General features: G+C 63.6%; 10 protein-coding genes. 8 read left to right on the top strand and 2 right to left on the bottom strand.

Annotated elements, in window-relative coordinates; genetic code table 11:
• The first annotated feature begins 21 nt into the window (after positions 1-21).
• From RVU70_RS06190 to RVU70_RS06200, 3 genes are all read left to right on the top strand, one after another.
• Positions 22-1,113 (top strand): LysR family transcriptional regulator, encoded by a 1,092-nt coding sequence (locus RVU70_RS06190; protein WP_405044851.1) that lies wholly within the window; start codon positions 22-24, stop codon positions 1,111-1,113.
• Positions 1,114-1,373: 260 nt separating this feature from the next.
• Entirely contained in the window at positions 1,374-2,153 is a 780-nt protein-coding gene (locus tag RVU70_RS06195; protein WP_363350207.1) for a hypothetical protein, read from the top strand.
• Between the two features lie 223 nt (positions 2,154-2,376).
• A complete protein-coding gene (locus tag RVU70_RS06200; protein WP_363350208.1) occupies positions 2,377-3,441 on the top strand; it encodes an AI-2E family transporter in 1,065 nt (354 codons plus the stop codon).
• Between the two features lie 77 nt (positions 3,442-3,518).
• On the opposite strand, the gene RVU70_RS06205 is transcribed toward RVU70_RS06200, so the two are convergent.
• Entirely contained in the window at positions 3,519-3,749 is a 231-nt protein-coding gene (locus RVU70_RS06205; protein ID WP_363350209.1) for a hypothetical protein, read from the bottom strand.
• 264 nt (positions 3,750-4,013) lie between these two features.
• Between RVU70_RS06205 and RVU70_RS06210 the strand changes: the two genes are divergently transcribed.
• Together RVU70_RS06210 and RVU70_RS06215 are read left to right on the top strand one after the other, a co-directional pair.
• On the top strand, positions 4,014-5,033 hold the full coding sequence (locus RVU70_RS06210; protein WP_363350210.1) for a patatin-like phospholipase family protein: 1,020 nt from the start codon (positions 4,014-4,016) through the stop codon (positions 5,031-5,033).
• A 3-nt stretch (positions 5,034-5,036) separates the two neighbouring features.
• Positions 5,037-6,485: a GntP family permease gene (locus RVU70_RS06215; protein ID WP_363350211.1), complete on the top strand. Its 1,449-nt coding sequence runs from the start codon at positions 5,037-5,039 to the stop codon at positions 6,483-6,485.
• Between the two features lie 2 nt (positions 6,486-6,487).
• On the opposite strand, the gene RVU70_RS06220 is transcribed toward RVU70_RS06215, so the two are convergent.
• On the bottom strand, positions 6,488-8,068 hold the full coding sequence (locus RVU70_RS06220) for an efflux transporter outer membrane subunit (protein ID WP_363350212.1): 1,581 nt from the start codon (positions 8,066-8,068) through the stop codon (positions 6,488-6,490).
• Positions 8,069-8,293: 225 nt separating this feature from the next.
• Here RVU70_RS06220 and RVU70_RS06225 point away from each other — a divergent pair, with 225 nt between their 5' ends.
• From RVU70_RS06225 to RVU70_RS06235, 3 genes are all read left to right on the top strand, one after another.
• Positions 8,294-9,403 carry an efflux RND transporter periplasmic adaptor subunit gene (locus tag RVU70_RS06225; protein WP_363350213.1) on the top strand — a complete coding sequence of 370 codons (1,110 nt, stop codon included), beginning with the start codon at positions 8,294-8,296 and terminating at the stop codon, positions 9,401-9,403.
• Positions 9,400-12,450, top strand: coding sequence for an efflux RND transporter permease subunit (locus tag RVU70_RS06230; RefSeq protein ID WP_363350214.1), 3,051 nt, complete (start codon positions 9,400-9,402; stop codon positions 12,448-12,450). Before RVU70_RS06225 ends, RVU70_RS06230 begins: the two co-directional genes overlap by 4 nt.
• Before the next feature lie 159 nt (positions 12,451-12,609).
• A complete protein-coding gene (locus RVU70_RS06235; protein ID WP_363350215.1) occupies positions 12,610-16,026 on the top strand; it encodes an HAD-IC family P-type ATPase in 3,417 nt (1,138 codons plus the stop codon).

Below are 16,026 nucleotides of genomic sequence, written 5' to 3' on the forward strand. Positions count from 1 at the left end.
TGTACTGAATGAGGCCGGACGATGCCGCCTAAAACATTACATAGCCGCGCTGCAAAAACGCATCGGCCCACGACGACTGAATATCCGACGCCGTCCTGGGATGATCTGCGGCTGTTTTTAAACTGCGCCGAGCTTGGCAGTTTCCGTCGCGCGGCGAAGGAGCTTGGCATTGATTCCGCGACGATGGTGCGTCGGATTTCGCGGCTCGAGGACTTGATGGGGCAGCGCCTGTTCCTGCGCGCGACTGGCGGATTGAAGTTGACTGAGGAAGGCCGGAGAATTCTCGAGGACGTGCGCGCTATGGAACAAGCGTCGCTGAACATCTCCCGGCAATCCCAAATGGCCTCGCAGGGCGTGCGCGGTCTCGTTCGCGTCGCCATCACAGAAGGGCTCGGCACCTACTGGGTCTTACCTAGGCTGCTGGAATTTCAAAAGGCCAACAGGTTTCTGACCTTCGAATTGCAGGCGACGATGCAACATGTCGACGTCGGGCGTTTGGACGCCGACATCTCGATCCAGTTCACGCGGCCGAGCCGGCCGGATCTGAAAGCCGTTCAGCTCGGCTATCTGCATGTCTACCCCTTCGTTTCGGAAGGCTACCGACGCATGCATGGGATGCCGAAATCAGTAAACGACCTGAAGCTTCATCGCGTCATTCAGCAAATCTCGCCGCTCTTGGAAGAAGGGGCCTATGAACGCGGCCTGGGGGTCGACAGCCTGGAAGGCATCGTGGGCGTTCGCACCAACGCAAGCTCAGCTGTTCTTTACGCCGTCGAGCGCGATGCGGGAATCGGGTTCCTGCCCAGTTACGCTCTCGCTCTGGGAGCCAGGGTCGTACCCGTCGATATCGGGGTGCGGCACTGTCTCGACATTTGGATGACCTATCATCCGGACATCCGCAAATCGAAGCGCCACGTCGTGGTCATCGACTGGCTCCGACGAATTTTCGACCCCAAGCGCTTTCCCTGTTTTCACGAGTCGTTCGTCCACCCGCGGGAGCTGCTCCAATCGATGTCCGAGTCTGCCGCAATCAATTACGGAGGCAGCTTTCTCGCCGCGCACCCCTATTCGACCTTCTCCCCTGTGCCCTCATCGATTCCGGAGGATGCTTGACGCCGACGCGATCGCGAGGACCCTCGGCGACGCCGGCCACAGTCGAAAGAGAGCGCCGCCGCTAGAGGGTGAGAGGGGGAGGCGCAATCAACCATCGATCGCACCACACCCGCCTCTTCGCACTTCCAGTCGGACGTAGATTGTATTTCGTATTCGAAAAGCGATGGCCATGGCTTGCCTGAAACCCGCTTTTGCAAAATCCTGGCCCCGAGCCCGGCGAATCGCGAGGCTCGCAACAAAATCATCGGGGTAGAGGCATAATGTTTGTGCATGTTTCTCTCGATCGCTATCCGGTCGGGGTGGCGGCGATCGCCTTTTCGGTCGGCGCTGTCCTTGTTTTCCAGGCAATTGTGAGGAAATCAATCGGCCCGGAGACGTTGAAGAAATCTCATGAGGTCGGTGGATATTATCTTTCTCTCGTTGGCACCTTCTATGCCGTTCTTCTCGGATTGGTCGTGCTCGACGCGATGGGGAAATTTCAGAGCGCCGAAAAGACGGTACAAAATGAGGCCAAGGCGCTTTTGTCGATTCACTCGCTGTCCGAGCAATTCCCCGGTGAACAGGCGGCGGTCAAAGATCTTGTAAAGTCCTACGCCCGCGAAGTCGCCGACAAGGAATGGGCTTTGATGGAAAAAGGCCAGGTGAGCGCCAAGGCTCAGCATACGCTCTTGTTGCTCGCGCGCCACGTGAAGAGCCTCGATCCGAAAACCCCAAATCAGCAGTCAGTCCACCCCGCTCTTCTTTCAGAAATCATATCCCTTTGGGAAAATCGGCTGGACAGGACCCGCGTGTCCAATTTCGGGGTGCCGACCGCGGAATGGGTTGTCCTGCTCGTGGGGGCGGCGATCACGATCGCCTTTACGTTCTTCTTCACGACAGAGAGCCATGGAATTCATCTCGTCATGCGCGGCATGGTCACTCTGTTGATCGCGATGAGTCTATACCTGGTGCTGCTGTTCGGTTCGCCCTTTTCCGGCGATCTGAAGGTCTCGCAACGGCCATTCCTGTTCATCGAAGACGTCGCTTCTGAGTTCTTGTAGGCCGTGCAGCGAGGAAACGAAGCGGGCGTCGGAGCGACGTTGCAGGACCCCCGACCGTTACGTGCTATTGACACCGCTCGCCGGCCAATGCCAGGATTCAGGTTGCGGAATAGCTGGCGACCTTTCAAAAATATGTGCCCGGAGCGACGTAACCTAAGTCGGCGCGAGCGTCTTTGCGATCGCAGGCGCTCATGATTCCCCAGCGGAGAGCTCGAGGCGCGTTATGAAGCTCAACTTTCTCACGAAAAATTTGGAACAGCCGGATTTTGTCGCGCGCGCGGTGACCGTCGCCTTTGTGGCGGCCGCCGCTGTCGTGCTCGCGTTCCTGTTCTGGCGGTTGTCGGAGTTCATCCCCATCGTCTTCGCGACGATTGTGCTTGCAATCGGCTGGCGCGGCGCGGCGGAAGGCTTCGGCCGACGGTTCGGGATTTCGCCGGGCCTTTCTCTTCTGGCGGTCGCAGTGGGGCTCATCGCCGGAACCGCCGCGACGCTGATGGCCTTCGGCAATCAACTCATCCGTCAATATGATGAAGTCGCGCTCGACATCCCCGCCGCCATCGCTCTCATCGAACGTCTCGTCGAGGAGCATCCCTGGGGACGATTTGTCGAGAAACTTGTCCTGGACGTCGACTACTCAAAGGCCGCGGCGCCGATCGCACGGCATGTCGGCGCCGCGCTCGGGTCGTTGGGCGGCGGTCTCGCCCTTGCGGCCCTGGCGATTATCGGCGCCGCTTATCTTGCCGCCGATCCGAAGGGACATATCGAAGGCGTCGTCGCTCTGACTCCGGTCCAGCACCGCACAAAAATGATGTCGTTTCTCCATCGGTCTGGCGCTTCCCTGCGCCAGTGGATGGTGATCCAGCTCTATGTCGTCGTCATGAATGCGGTCTTCGCCGGCGTGGCGCTTTGGGCGTTCGGAGTCCCCGCGCCGCTCGCCCTTGCGACGATCAGCGGCGCGCTCGCCTTCATTCCCTATATTGGCTCGATCATCGCGATCCTGGTCGGCGCGCTCGTGGCCCTGCCGCATGGCGGCGAGACCGCCGCGCTCGCCGCGCTCGCGATCGGTGGCGCGAGTTTCATCGAGGGTTATCTGATCACGCCGTTTCTGCAGAGCCGATCCTTGAGCGTGCCGGCGGTGGTGCTGCTTTTTTGCATGCTCGCCTTCGGCGCGCTGTTCGGCGCAATGGGGGTGGTGCTCGCTGTGCCGGCGACTGTCGTGCTCAGCGTCGCCTATGACGTCGTCACCCGGTCCGCGTCGCCATCACTCCCGCACCCGCGAAGTGAATGAGGTCCTTGTCTCGAACGAAAGGGGAGGACGGCAGGCGCCGTCCTCCCCTTGATTGATCTCTGATCCAAGTTTTCGTGTCACCGCCACTGAACGCAGCGGCGGTGGCCGAACCCGTGCCGGGTATTCCACCTCCGCGTCCATTTGACACAGTTCTTGCCGGCGGGGGTCGTGTGCGCCGTCTTCTCGACGATCGAAGCGTCGAGGCCATCTGCATTGACGCCCGAAAGAACCGCCGAGCCAGAAGGCGCCGCAAAAAGGAACATCCCGCAAATCGCGCCAAACAATGAAGCTTTCAGGTTCAGGCCCATATAAGTCCTCCCTTATCCGCGTCAAATAACGGATTTCGTCTTTTGAACGCCATCAAGCGTCGCAGTCATAGTGACCCAGCGCGAATTAAAGTCAAGAATAGCTGGGCGCGCACGCTCTTTTGCCGCCGATGCGAAGGGGCGGGGAGCGACGCCCTCGAACGCGACTTGAATTTCGCTTTAGCTTGAGGACTAATCGCAATCGTTGCCTGCGGGAATTTCGCTTCTTGCGCCACGTCCGCCTTTGCGGAAGATGAAAGGTCAGAGATGACACGCGACACGATCTCGGTCGATCTCGCCTTGCAAGGCGGCGGCGCGCATGGCGCCTTTACGTGGGGCGTGCTCGACCGCCTCCTCGAAGAAGAATGGCTGAAGATTGAGGGCATCTCCGGAACGTCTGCGGGCGCGATGAACGCGGCGGCGCTCATCAGCGGCCATATGCAGGGAGGTCCGCAAGGGGCGCGCGCGGCGCTCGAAACCTTCTGGCGGCGCGTGTCCGACTCCGCGCGCCTCAGTCCTCTGCAGCGCAGCCCCGTCGACGTGCTTCTCGGTCGATGGACGCTCGACAACTCGCCTCTCTTCGTCGCGACCGACCTGATGTCACGGCTTTTGTCGCCGTACGACGTCAACCCGAACGGCGTCAATCCGTTGCGACGCATTCTCGCGGAGGTCATCGACTTCGACAACGTCGCCCGCGCGCCCATAAAGATTTTCGTCACCGCCACAAGCGTTTCGACCGGGCGCGCGCGCATCTTCCGAAACAACGACGTCACCCCCGACGCGCTTCTCGCCTCGGCGTGTCTGCCGACGATGTTTCAAGCTGTGGAAATCGAGGGAGAGCTTTACTGGGATGGCGGCTATTCGGGCAATCCGACGATCACGCCGCTGGTGCGGGAATGCGTTTCGCGGGACACGATCCTCGTCCAGATCAATCCGATCGAGCGAAAGGAGAGACCGCGCTCGGCGACGGAAATCGCCAACCGCCTCAACGAAGTGTCTTTCAACGCGGTTCTTCTCAAGGAGTTGCGCATGATCGCGCTCTTGCGCCAGGCCGCCAACCCTGGCGACCGGGAGGGCGCGCAATGGGCCGGCATGCGCATCCACCGCATCTCGACGGAGATGATGACTCAGCTCAGCGCCTCCTCCAAGCTCCTCGCCGAGTGGAAGTTCTTATGCATGTTGCGGGACGAGGGACGCCGCGCCGCGCAAGCCTTTCTCGATCTCAATGGGGCGGACGTCGGGGCGCGCTCCACGCTTGACCTCGACGCTTTGCTCGAAGGAATCTGACCAATGGGACTGTTGGGAATTCTCATTGCCCTCGCGGCGCTCATCTGGTTCGCTTATCGGGGCTGGAGCGTTCTATTGCTCGCGCCCGCAGCGGCGCTCGTCGCCGCCGCCTTCGCCCGCGAGCCGCTGCTCGCCCACTGGACAGTGACTTTCATGGGCGGCGCGGCGCGTTTCGTGGCGCAGTTTTTTCCCATATTTCTCCTCGGCGCGCTCTTCGGCAAGCTCATGGACGATAGTGGCTCGGTCACCGCCATCGCTCATTTCATGGCCGATAAATTGGGGCCGCGTCGGGCGATCCTTTCGGTCGTGCTCGCAGGCGCCTTCGTCACCTATGGCGGCGTGAGCCTCTTCGTCGCGTTTTTCGTGCTCGCGCCCATGGCGCAGCAGCTATTTCGCAAGGCCGGCACGCCGCGCCGTCTCGCGCCGGCCGCCATCGCGCTCGGCACGTCGACCTTCACCATGTCGGCCTTGCCGGGAACGCCCGCGATCCAGAACGCGATCCCCATGCCGTTCTTCGGCACCACCGCCTTCGCCGCGCCCGGCCTCGGCGTGATCGCCGCCCTCATCATGCTCGGCTTCGGCATGTGGTGGCTGGGGCGCGCGGAGCGCGCCGCCAGACGGCGGGGAGAGGGCTTCGGCGAGGAGCCGGGCGTCCGCATCGATGCGACGGAGAACCAGGCCATTCGCGACAGGGCGGCCGTCGCCCGCGAATTCGATCTCGCCGAGATTCCGCATGGCCATCGCGGCGCCGCGCCCCATGTGCTCGTCGCAATCCTTCCGCTTATCGTCGTCGTCGGCGTCAATCTCGTGATGTCGCTTCTCGTCATCCCGCGCATGGACGACTCCTTCCTCTCGGAGGAGCGCTGGGGGCCGACGACGCTCGCCGCCGTTGGCGGGGTCTGGTCGGTCATCGTGGCGCTGGCCGTCGCAATCCTGACTCTCATCCTGTTGAACTGGCGACGTCTGACCGAGATCCGCGAAAGCGTCGACGCCGGCGCGACCGCCTCCGTGCTGCCGCTGCTCAGCGTGGCGAGTCTCGTCGGCTTCGGCGCGGTCGTCGCGGCCCTGCCCGCCTTCGCCGCGGTTCGGACCTGGGTGCTGTCGATCGAGGGTGGGCCGCTCGTTTCGCTCGCCATCGCCACCAATGTTCTCGCCTCCCTGACCGGATCGGCTTCTGGCGGGCTCACCATCGCCCTGGACACGCTTGGAGAAACCTATTTGCGCCTCGCCGAGAAGCAGGGCATCGACCCGGCGCTCCTGCATCGTGTGGCGGTGATCGGCGCGGGAACGCTCGACAGTCTCCCGCACAACGGCGCCGTCGTGACCTTGCTCGCGGTATGCGGCTGCACACATAAGGAGAGTTACCTCGACATCGTCGTCGTCGCCATTCTCGGGGCGATACTGGCGCTTGTCGCCGTCATTGTCCTGGGATCGACGGTCGGCTCGTTTTGAGTTTACGGCCACGGGCCCTTGTCGGCTTCATAAGCCTCGTTGGCGCGCGCGATCTCGGCGTTGCGCGTCGTCGGCGACCAGCCGCCGCCGAGCGCCTGGTAGAGGCTGACGGCCGATTGGTAATATGCGAGCCGGGCCAGCGTGAGATTGAACTCATATTGGAAGAAGGTGGTTTGCACCGTTGAAAGCGTTATGACGTCGACCGTGCCTTCGAGGAGCTGCGCTTCGACGGCGTCCAGCGCGATTTTCGACGCGGCGACCGCTTCGACGCCGATCTTGACGCTTTTTGCCGTCTCCTTCACGGCGATGAGGGCGCTTTCCGTGTCGGCGAGCGCCGCCAGAATGCGCTGACGGTAAAAGGCCGCCGCTTCCTTGAACCGTCCCTGTTCGAGCTGATACTGGCCTTGGAGCGCAAAGCCGTCGAACAGGGGCTGCGCGAGATTCGACCCGATTTCCCAAGCGATCGCTTCAGGCCTGAGCAGGTTGCGCAAAACGATGCTTTGCAAGCCGTATCGACCGTTCAGCGTGATTGACGGAAAAAACGCCGCGCGCGCCCGCAGCACCGAGAATTCCCGCGACGCGAGAAACGCCTCCGCCTCGGCCACGTCCGGTCGTCGCAGCAGCACCTCCGACGGAAGGCCCGCATCGAGCTTGGGATAACGCAGCGAATTCAAAGTCCCGCCTCTGACTTCGAGCGTTTCGGGCGTCTGGCCCAGCAGGACGGCCAAAGTGACCTTCGTTTGCCGCAACGCCTGTTCGAGCGGCGGTATCGTCGCCCTCTGTCCTGCGAGAACCGCCGCCTGCTGGCCGTAATCCAGCATCGTCGCCGCGCCCTTCTCCAGCCGCGCGTTGATCGCGCCGAGAACGCGCTCGGCGATGCGCACGTTCTCCGCCGCGATGCGCAGTTGATCCTGCACCGCAAGCACCTGAAAATAGGCGTTCATCACCGCGGTGAGGGTCGCGATCTCGACGACGTCGCGATCGAAGCGCGAGGCGTTGGCGAGAAGACGCGCCGCATTGGAGGCGTTCTGGTTCTTGCCCCAGAAATCGATTTCATAGCTCGCATTCACGCCGAGCGCGAAGAAGTTCGTGCGCGTCGCGCTGAACGTGCCGAGATTATCGGCGAGCGCGGCCGCCTCGCGCTGGCCGGCCCCCTGCAGGATCGATCTCGCCGGATTGAAATTGGGTAAGTCGCTCGTCACCGTTCCCGGGACTTGCGTGCGCAGCGCTGAAGAGCCGAGACTGACGGATGGCCAAAGGGCGGAGCTGACAATACGGGCGTTGGCGTCCGCCTGTTCGATTCGGGCCATCGCGGCGGCGATCGCCAGATTGTCGGAGAGCGCTTTCGCCGTCAGCTCGGTCAGTTCCTTCGAACCGAATTTCGCGGCGAATTCCGGCCCGCCGACGATCGGCGAGGCGGACTTCGGCTTGCCTTCCAGAAATTGCTCTGGCGGCACGACGCTCAGATCGGGCTTTTCCCAATCCAGATTGCAACTGGAAAGGCCGGCGATCGCCAGGCCCGTCGCCAGAACCGCCGATGCTCGAAGTCGTCTCGATCGTGCCAGCAACGCCGTGGTCCGCACGCTCTTCCCCTGGCGCGTTTTTCCCACCGCGCGAGGCAGGAGATTGGCCGGCTGACGCCAGCCAATCTTTATTTATCGGCTCTCGACGGCGCGCCCGCGTCGCATGGCGTGTTACTGCTCAGTTATCCACAGAAAATCGCCCAGTCGTCGCGCGTCGTTGCAGACCACATGACCTTTTCCATTTACCGATTGCAGGAGGGCTAGGACCGCATTTTGGATGAAACATTGGCTCTCATCAGGCGATTGGCGAAGGAATCGTCCTGGCGGCGCATGGTTTGGGCGGCGCCGGCGTTCCTGTTGGCGCTCTCGGGATGCGGCCGTGACGCGGAAAGCGACGCCGGCGCGCCTCGCCCCGTGCGCGCCGTCGTCATCGAGAAAAGCAAACTCGGCGAAACCGTCGAACTGACGGGAAGCATCCAGCCGGAAAACGAAGCCGCCCTGTCGTTTCGCATCGGCGGCCGCATCGCCGAACGTTTCGTCGGCACGGGCGACCAGGTCAAAGCCGGGCAACTGCTCGTGCGACTCGATCCTCAAAACGAGATGAATGCGCTGCGATCCGCGCAGGCGCGGCTGACGGCGGCGCAAGGGCGCCTGCGCGAAGCGCGCAATAATTTCGCCCGCGAGCAGGCTCTTCTCGCGCGCCGCTATACGACCAAGACCAAATTCGACCAGGCGCAGACCGCCATGGAGACGGCGCAGTCGGACATTGTGGACGCAACCGCGCAACAAAAGATCGCGCAGGACAATGTCGGCTTCACCGAGTTGAAGGCGGATACGCCCGGCACCATCGTCGCCCGCGCGGCCGAGGCGGGCGAAGTGGTCCAGCCCGGCCAGCTCATTTTCCGTCTCGCCCGGACCGGCGGCTGGGACGCCGTCTTCGACGTTCCGGCGCGCGTGCTGCGCGACGCGACGCGCGACGCGCGGGTCGCTCTGGCCCTGACCGACGATCCGAACGTCACCGCCGTCGGCCGGGTTCGGCAGGTCGATCCGCAGGCCGACCCCAACACGCGCACGTTTCGGGTGCGGGTGAGCATCCAGTCGCCGCCGCCGGCGATGCGGCTCGGCGCGACGGTTTCCGGACGCATCCGGCTCGACCCCGCCGCGGCGATCGCCATTCCGGCCGCGTCGCTGACGGAGACGGATGGACGGCCGAGCGTCTGGATCGTCGATCCCGCGACGCTGACCGTGTCGCTGCGCAACGTCAAAGTCGCACGCTTCACGAGCGACGCCGTCATCGTTTCTGAAGGATTGAGGCCCGACGACACCATCGTGACGGCGGGCGTCCAGGCGCTCCATCCCGGTCAAAAGGTCCGACTGCTGGACGCGCGTCAATGAGCGGCTTCAATCTATCGGCCTGGGCGCTGCGACACCGCTCCTTCATGATTTACTGCATGATCGCGGTCGTGATCGCGGGCGCGAACGCCTACGCCAGTCTGGGGCGCGACGAGGATCCGGCCTTCACCTTCCGCACGATGGTCGTGCAGGCGTTCTGGCCCGGCGCGACGATGGATGAGACGCTCAAGCAGGTGACCGAGCGCCTCGAACGCAAACTGCAGGAGACGAAAAGCCTCGACTTCGTGCGCAGCTATACGACGGCCGGCTCCACGACCATCTTCGTCAATCTGAAGGGCGCCACCGCCCCTGCGGATGTGCCGGACATCTGGTACCAGGTGCGCAAAAATATCGGCGACATCCGCCATACCTTGCCCGCGGGCGTCGTCGGTCCGGGTTTCAACGACGATTTCGGCGATACGTTCGGCATCATCTACGGGTTCACGGCCGACGGCTTTTCACAGCGCGAGCTGCGGGACTATGTGGAGAAAATTCGCTCGCGTCTGCTCGCCGTCCCGGATGTGTCGAAGATCGAAGTGCTGGGCGCCCAGGAAGAAAAGATCTTCGTTGAATTTTCGACCCGCCATCTCGCGGGATTGGGGATCGACCGCTCCCAGCTCATCAGGGCGCTGCAGGAGCAGAACGCCGTCAGCCCCTCGGGCGTCGTGCAGAGCGGCGACGAAAAAATTTCGCTTCGCGTATCCGGCGGTTTTCAGTCGGAGCAGGATCTCCTTTCAGTCAATATCTCTGCGAACGGCCGGCTCGTGAGGCTGCGCGACATCGCCGAGATTCGCCGCGCCTTCGCCGACCCGCCGCAGCCCCTGTTCCGAGTGAACGGCCGCTCCGCCATCGGGCTCGCGATCGCCATGCGGCCCGGCGGCGACGTGCTGGCGCTCGGCGCCAACATCGAAAGGGCGATGAAGGAGGCGACCGCCGATCTGCCTTTGGGGATCGAGCCGATACTCGTGGCGAACCAGCCGCAGATCGTCGAGCACGCGATCGGCGACTTCATGACGTCGTTATGGCAGGCCATCGGGATCATCATGGCCGTCAGCTTCGTCAGTCTCGGGCTGCGCGCCGGGGCGGTGGTCGCGATTTCGATCCCGCTCACCCTCGCCATCATCTTCCCGATCATGCAGCTGATCGGCATCGATCTGCAGCGCATATCGCTCGGCGCGCTGATCATCGCGCTCGGGCTTCTCGTCGACGACGCCATGACGACCGTGGATGTGATGAGTTCGCGTCTCGCGGCCGGCGACGACAAGGAAGCGGCGGCGAGCTACGCCTACAGCAGCGTCGCCATGGCGATGCTCACCGGCTCCTTCGTCTCCGCGGCGGGGTTCGTGCCGATCGGCCTGGCGAAAAGCTCCGCCGGCGAATACACCTTCTCGATCTTCGCGGTCGTGTCGATCGCGTTGATTGTCTCGTGGTTCGTCGCGGTGCTTTTTACGCCGTTGATCGGCGTGTTTTTATTGTCGAAGCCAGACGGCCCCGCGTCGGGCGAGGAAGGCCGCGTGCTGCAGGCCTTCCGGCGGCTGCTGCTCGCCGCCATGCGCGCGCGCTGGGCGACGATCGGCGTCACGCTCGCCTGTTTCGTCATTTCCTTGCTGGTCTCGCCGCTCGTGCCCCGGCAGTTTTTCCCCGCCTCCGACCGCCCCGAACTCGTCGTCGACCTGTCCCTGCGCCAGAACGCCTCGATCTATGCGAGCCAGGAGGTCGCCGAACGTCTCGAAAAGGTTTTGAAAGACGACCCGGACGTGGCGAGCTGGAGCGCCTATGTCGGACGCGGCGCGATCCGTTTCTACCTACCCCTCAATGTCCAGCTCGCTCACGACTTCTTTTCGCAATTCGTGATCATCGCCAAGGATGTCGAAGCGCGCGAGCGGCTGCACAAGGGGCTCGAATCAATTCTGGCGGAGCGTTTCCCCGGGCTCGTGACCCGCATCGCCCCGCTCGAACTCGGGCCGCCCGTCGGTTGGCCGGTGCAATATCGCGTGAGCGGTCCCGACCCTGAGAAAGTGCGTGACATTGCGCTCGATCTCGCCAAGGCGATGGGTCAAGATCCATCGGTGACGCGGATCAATTTCGACTGGATCGAGCCCGCCCGCGCCGTCCATGTGAAGGTCGACCAGGATCAGGCCCGCCTTCTCGGATTGAGCTCGCAGGCCCTCGCCAACGCCCTGCAGGGCGTCGCCACCGGGCAAACGATCACGCAGCTGCGCGACGACATTTATCTCGTCAACGTCGTCGCCCGCGCGACGGATGAGCAGAGAGCCTCGCTCGAGGCCTTGCAATCCTTGCAGATTCCCTTGCCCAACGGCGGATTTGCGCCGTTGAGCCAGCTTGCGACATTCGAGTTCCAGCAGGAGAGCCCGCTCATTTGGCGGCGCGACCGCACGCCGACGTTGACGGTCCAAGCCGACCCGGCCGCGGGGCGAACGGCCGAAACAGCCGTCGCGGCGCTGGCGCCCGCCGTCGCCGCCATGGCGGCAAGTCTGCCGCCGCACTATCGCATCGAGACCGGCGGCACCGTCGAGGAAAGCGCCAAGTCGCAGGGCTCCGTGTTTGCCCGCGTGCCGCTGATGCTTTTTCTGATGACGACGTTCCTGATGATCCAGTTGCAAAGCTTCGCCCGCATGTTCCTCGTATTGGCGATCGTGCCGATGGGCCTCATCGGCATCATTCTGGCGCTGCTGATCTTTGGCAAACCGCTCGGCTTCGTCGCCATCCTCGGCATTCTGTCGCTGCTCGGCATGATCGCCCGCAACGCGGTCATTCTCGTCGAGCAGATCGAGATCGAGCGCGAAGAGCAAAGCAATCAGTGGCAAGCTGTTGTCGACGCGACGACTTCCCGATTCAGGCCGATCATGCTGACCGCCGTCTCGACGGTGCTCGGTCTCATTCCCATCGCGCCGACCGTGTTCTGGGGCCCGATGGCCTTCGCCGTCATGGGCGGATTGCTGGTCGCGACGGTCCTGACCCTCATCGTCACGCCGGCGCTCTATGTGCTGTGGTTCGGCATTAACGAAGCGGACGAAGGAAAAGCGTAACCAATGCCTAATCCGCTCGAGCGCGACGCGCAGCGCCGCTGGGATATGATGTCGAAAATCTCTCAGCGCTTGGCGAATTAAAAGGAAGCGGCCTTCCACGCCACACTTTACTCAGAAGGCTCGATCGGACAAGATCACGCCAACCCCGGGGGCCTTGTAATGACGCGTAAAGACCTCTCCAGAGACGCCATCTGGCACGCTGTCGACGCGGGGGAGGCGTTACGCCGCCTCGAGAGCGATCCTTCGCGCGGACTGGCAAGCGACGACGTCGCGCGGCGGCTGAAGCAATACGGACCAAACCGACTGCCGGAAGCCGCCAAACGCGGTCCGTTGATGCGATTTCTGCAGCAGTTCGACAATGTCCTCGTTTACGTCTTGCTCGCCGCCGGCTTCGTCAAACTCATGCTTGGCCTTTGGCTGGACGCATCGATCATCACCGGCGTCGTCGTGATCAACGCCGTGCTCGGCTTTCTACAGGAGGGAAAGGCCGAGAAGGCGCTCGACTCGATCCGCAACATGCTGTCGGCGGATGCGCGCGCGCTTCGCGACGCAGAGCTGCGCGTCGTTTCGGCCGAAGAGCTGGTTCCCGGAGACATTGTCCTGCTGGAGTCGGGAGATCGGGTTCCCGCCGATCTGAGACTGATCGACGTCAAGAACCTTCGCGCCGACGAAGCCGCTTTGACGGGGGAGTCCGTTCCCGCCGACAAGGCGACCGCGCCCGTTCCCGAAAATTCGACGGTGGGCGACCGCGAGGACATGGCTTTTTCGGGCACGCTGATCGTCTCGGGCCGCGCCACGGGCGTCGTCGTCGCGACGGGGGCCGGGACGGAGCTCGGCCGCATCAATCAGATGCTTGCGGGCGTCGACGCGCTCGAGACGCCGCTGCTGCGGCAGATCAAGGCGTTTGGCCATACGATTGCGAAAGTCATCGGCTTTGTCAGCGCCGCCGTTTTCGCCTATGGGCGGTGGGTGCGCGACCTGCCCTTCGTCGAGGCCTTCCAGGCGGTCGTCGGCATTGCGGTCTCCGTCATCCCCGAAGGCTTGCCGGCGCTGATCACCATCACCCTCGCCATCGGCGTGCAGCGCATGGCGCAGCGCAACGCCATCATCAGGCGCTTGCCGGCCGTCGAGACCCTTGGGTCGGTTTCCAGAATATGCTCCGACAAGACGGGCACGCTCACCCTTATGGAGATGATGGTCGCGTCGGCCGTCACGGCGAACGCCGCCTACCGGGTGACGGGCGACGGCTACGCCAGCGAGGGACAAATTTTGCTCGACGGCGCGCCGGCGGCTGGCGGCGCCGTCCTCAAGCGCATGGGAACCGTCTCGGCTCTGTGCAACGACTCCGAGTTGCGCGCAACCGACAATGTCTGGAAAGTCGAGGGCGATCCGACCGAGGCCGCGCTCTATCCCTTCGCCGCCAAGATCGGCGTGGACCGCAACGCGGAGCGGGAGAGCAGGCGCCGCGTCGACGCAATTCCCTTCGAGTCCGAACATAAATTCATGGCGACGCTGCATGAGGAGGCGGACGGCGGTCGGCTGCTCCTCGTCAAGGGCGCGCCGGAAGTCATTCTGGCCCACTGCGACCGTCAGGAGACGGAGAACGGTCCCGAACCCTTGCGTGGGGATTATTGGGACGAAGCCTCCAATCGGCTCGCGGCGCAAGGCGAACGCGTGCTCGCCTTGGCCTGGCTCGTCAACCCGCGCATCGACGCGGCGAGTCTGAGCCCAGCCGACCTGCCGAAGTCCCTGGCGCTTCTCGGCCTCGTCGGGCTGATGGACCCGCCGCGAAAAGAGGCCGTCGAAGCCGTCGCGGAGTGCCACAAGGGCGGCATCCGCGTCACCATGATCACGGGCGATCACAAGATCACCGCGGCGGCGATCGCCAAAATGCTGGGGATCGGCGATGGCGAGACCGCCGTCGCCGGGACCGAGATCGAGTCGATGAATGACGCGGCGTTGCAGCAGACCGTGCAAAACGTCGACGTGTTCGCGCGTGCGAGCCCAGAACACAAGCTTCGTCTCGTGAAAGCGATACAAGCCAACGGCCAGGTCGTGGCGATGACCGGCGACGGCGTAAATGACGCTCCGGCGCTCAAGCGCGCGGATATCGGCGTCGCCATGGGCATAAAAGGCACCGAAGTTACAAAGGAAGCGGCGGCGATGGTGCTCGCCGACGACAATTTCGCTTCGATCACCGCGGCGGTGCGGGAAGGGAGAACCGTCTACAATAATATCGAAAAGGCGCTTCTTTTCATGCTGCCGACCAATGTGGCGCAGGCGTTGGTCATTTTGGTCGCGATCGTCGCGGGCTTCATGCTCCCGATCACCGCGCCCCAAATTCTGTGGGTCAATATGGTCACCTCGGTCGCGCTCGGACTGGTGATTTCCTTCGAGCCGCACGAAACGGACGTGATGCGGCGGGCGCCCCGCGCCGTCTCGCGGCCCATATTGGATGGCTTCGCGATCTGGCGCGTGATCTTCGTGGGCGTTGCGCTCCTCGCTCTTACGCTCGTCGCGTTCTTCTGGTCGAAATCGACCAACGCTTCGGACGAGCTGTCGCGGACGATCGCCGTCAACACGCTGGTCGTCGGTCAGATTTTCTATCTGCTGAACAGCCGGTTCAAGACGGAGTCCTCTCTGTCGATCTCCGCCCACCTCGGCAATCCCTATTTGCCGCTCGGAATCGGCGCCGTCGTCCTGCTGCAGCTTCTCTTCACCTATGCGCCGCCGCTTCAGCGCCTGTTCGGCACGGATGCGATCCCCTTGGACATGTGGCCGTGGCTCTTCGCCGGCGGGCTGGCGTTCTTTCTCGTCGTCGAGGCTGAGAAGTTCCTCATCCGCACCTTCAAGCTCGCCGGACAGGAGGCCCCGGCGTCGCAGCCGACGCTTCGCGCGGCGACCTCGGAAGCGTATACGCCGCCGCCGAAGTGGCAGGCGCTGCTCGGCGCCCTCGCGGTTGCAGCGCTCATCGGCGGCGAGCTTTATGTTTTTTGGCGCGGCGCGCCAAATCAGGTCGCGACCGCCGCGCAGACGCCGTCAAACGTCGCGAAAATTCTGGACACGTCGCCGCCGCGCGAGGTCTTCGCGCCCGTTTCGGGGACGGTGGCCGCCATTCTCTGCGACAAGGGCCAAGAGGTCGAGTCGGGGCGTATCTGCGCGAAACTCGACCCGGCTCCTTTCACGGAAGCCGTCGCGCGCGAAAAAACTGCGCTTGCGACAGCCGAGCAGCGCCGCCAGGCCAGCGCCGCGGCGGCCGCCAAAGCCCAGGCAGACCTCGAGCGCAAGCAACGGAGCGGCAAGCGCTCCTCCGCCTCGCTCGAGCAGGCGCGCGCCGCCGTTGAGCGCGCGAGGGCACGCGCCGACGCCGATCAGGCGGCCGTCGATCGAAGCCAAGCGGCCTTGCGCGCTGCAGAAGATGCGTTGGGGCGGGTCGACGTTGCGGCGCCCGTCGCCGGCACGGTCGTCTCCACCGCGGTGGTTGGCGCGGCGGTGGAAAGTGAGAAAGGGCCTGCGCTGTTTTCGATTGCGCCGTCCGCCCGCCCCATGGGCGCAAGCACGGATATGACCCGCTAG

Source organism: Methylocystis echinoides (assembly GCF_040687965.1).
In the GTDB taxonomy this organism is placed as follows: domain Bacteria; phylum Pseudomonadota; class Alphaproteobacteria; order Rhizobiales; family Beijerinckiaceae; genus Methylocystis; species Methylocystis echinoides_A.

What these genes read in the sequence shown, in the direction of transcription:
- RVU70_RS06190 (WP_405044851.1), top strand. Translation starts at nt 22, where the DNA reads ATGCCGCCTAAAACATTACATAGCCGCGCTGCAAAAACGCATCGGCCC.
- RVU70_RS06195 (WP_363350207.1), top strand. Translation starts at nt 1,374, where the DNA reads ATGTTTGTGCATGTTTCTCTCGATCGCTATCCGGTCGGGGTGGCGGCG.
- RVU70_RS06200 (WP_363350208.1), top strand. Translation starts at nt 2,377, where the DNA reads ATGAAGCTCAACTTTCTCACGAAAAATTTGGAACAGCCGGATTTTGTC.
- RVU70_RS06205 (WP_363350209.1), bottom strand. Translation starts at nt 3,749, where the DNA reads ATGGGCCTGAACCTGAAAGCTTCATTGTTTGGCGCGATTTGCGGGATG.
- RVU70_RS06210 (WP_363350210.1), top strand. Translation starts at nt 4,014, where the DNA reads ATGACACGCGACACGATCTCGGTCGATCTCGCCTTGCAAGGCGGCGGC.
- RVU70_RS06215 (WP_363350211.1), top strand. Translation starts at nt 5,037, where the DNA reads ATGGGACTGTTGGGAATTCTCATTGCCCTCGCGGCGCTCATCTGGTTC.
- RVU70_RS06230 (WP_363350214.1), top strand. Translation starts at nt 9,400, where the DNA reads ATGAGCGGCTTCAATCTATCGGCCTGGGCGCTGCGACACCGCTCCTTC.
- RVU70_RS06235 (WP_363350215.1), top strand. Translation starts at nt 12,610, where the DNA reads ATGACGCGTAAAGACCTCTCCAGAGACGCCATCTGGCACGCTGTCGAC.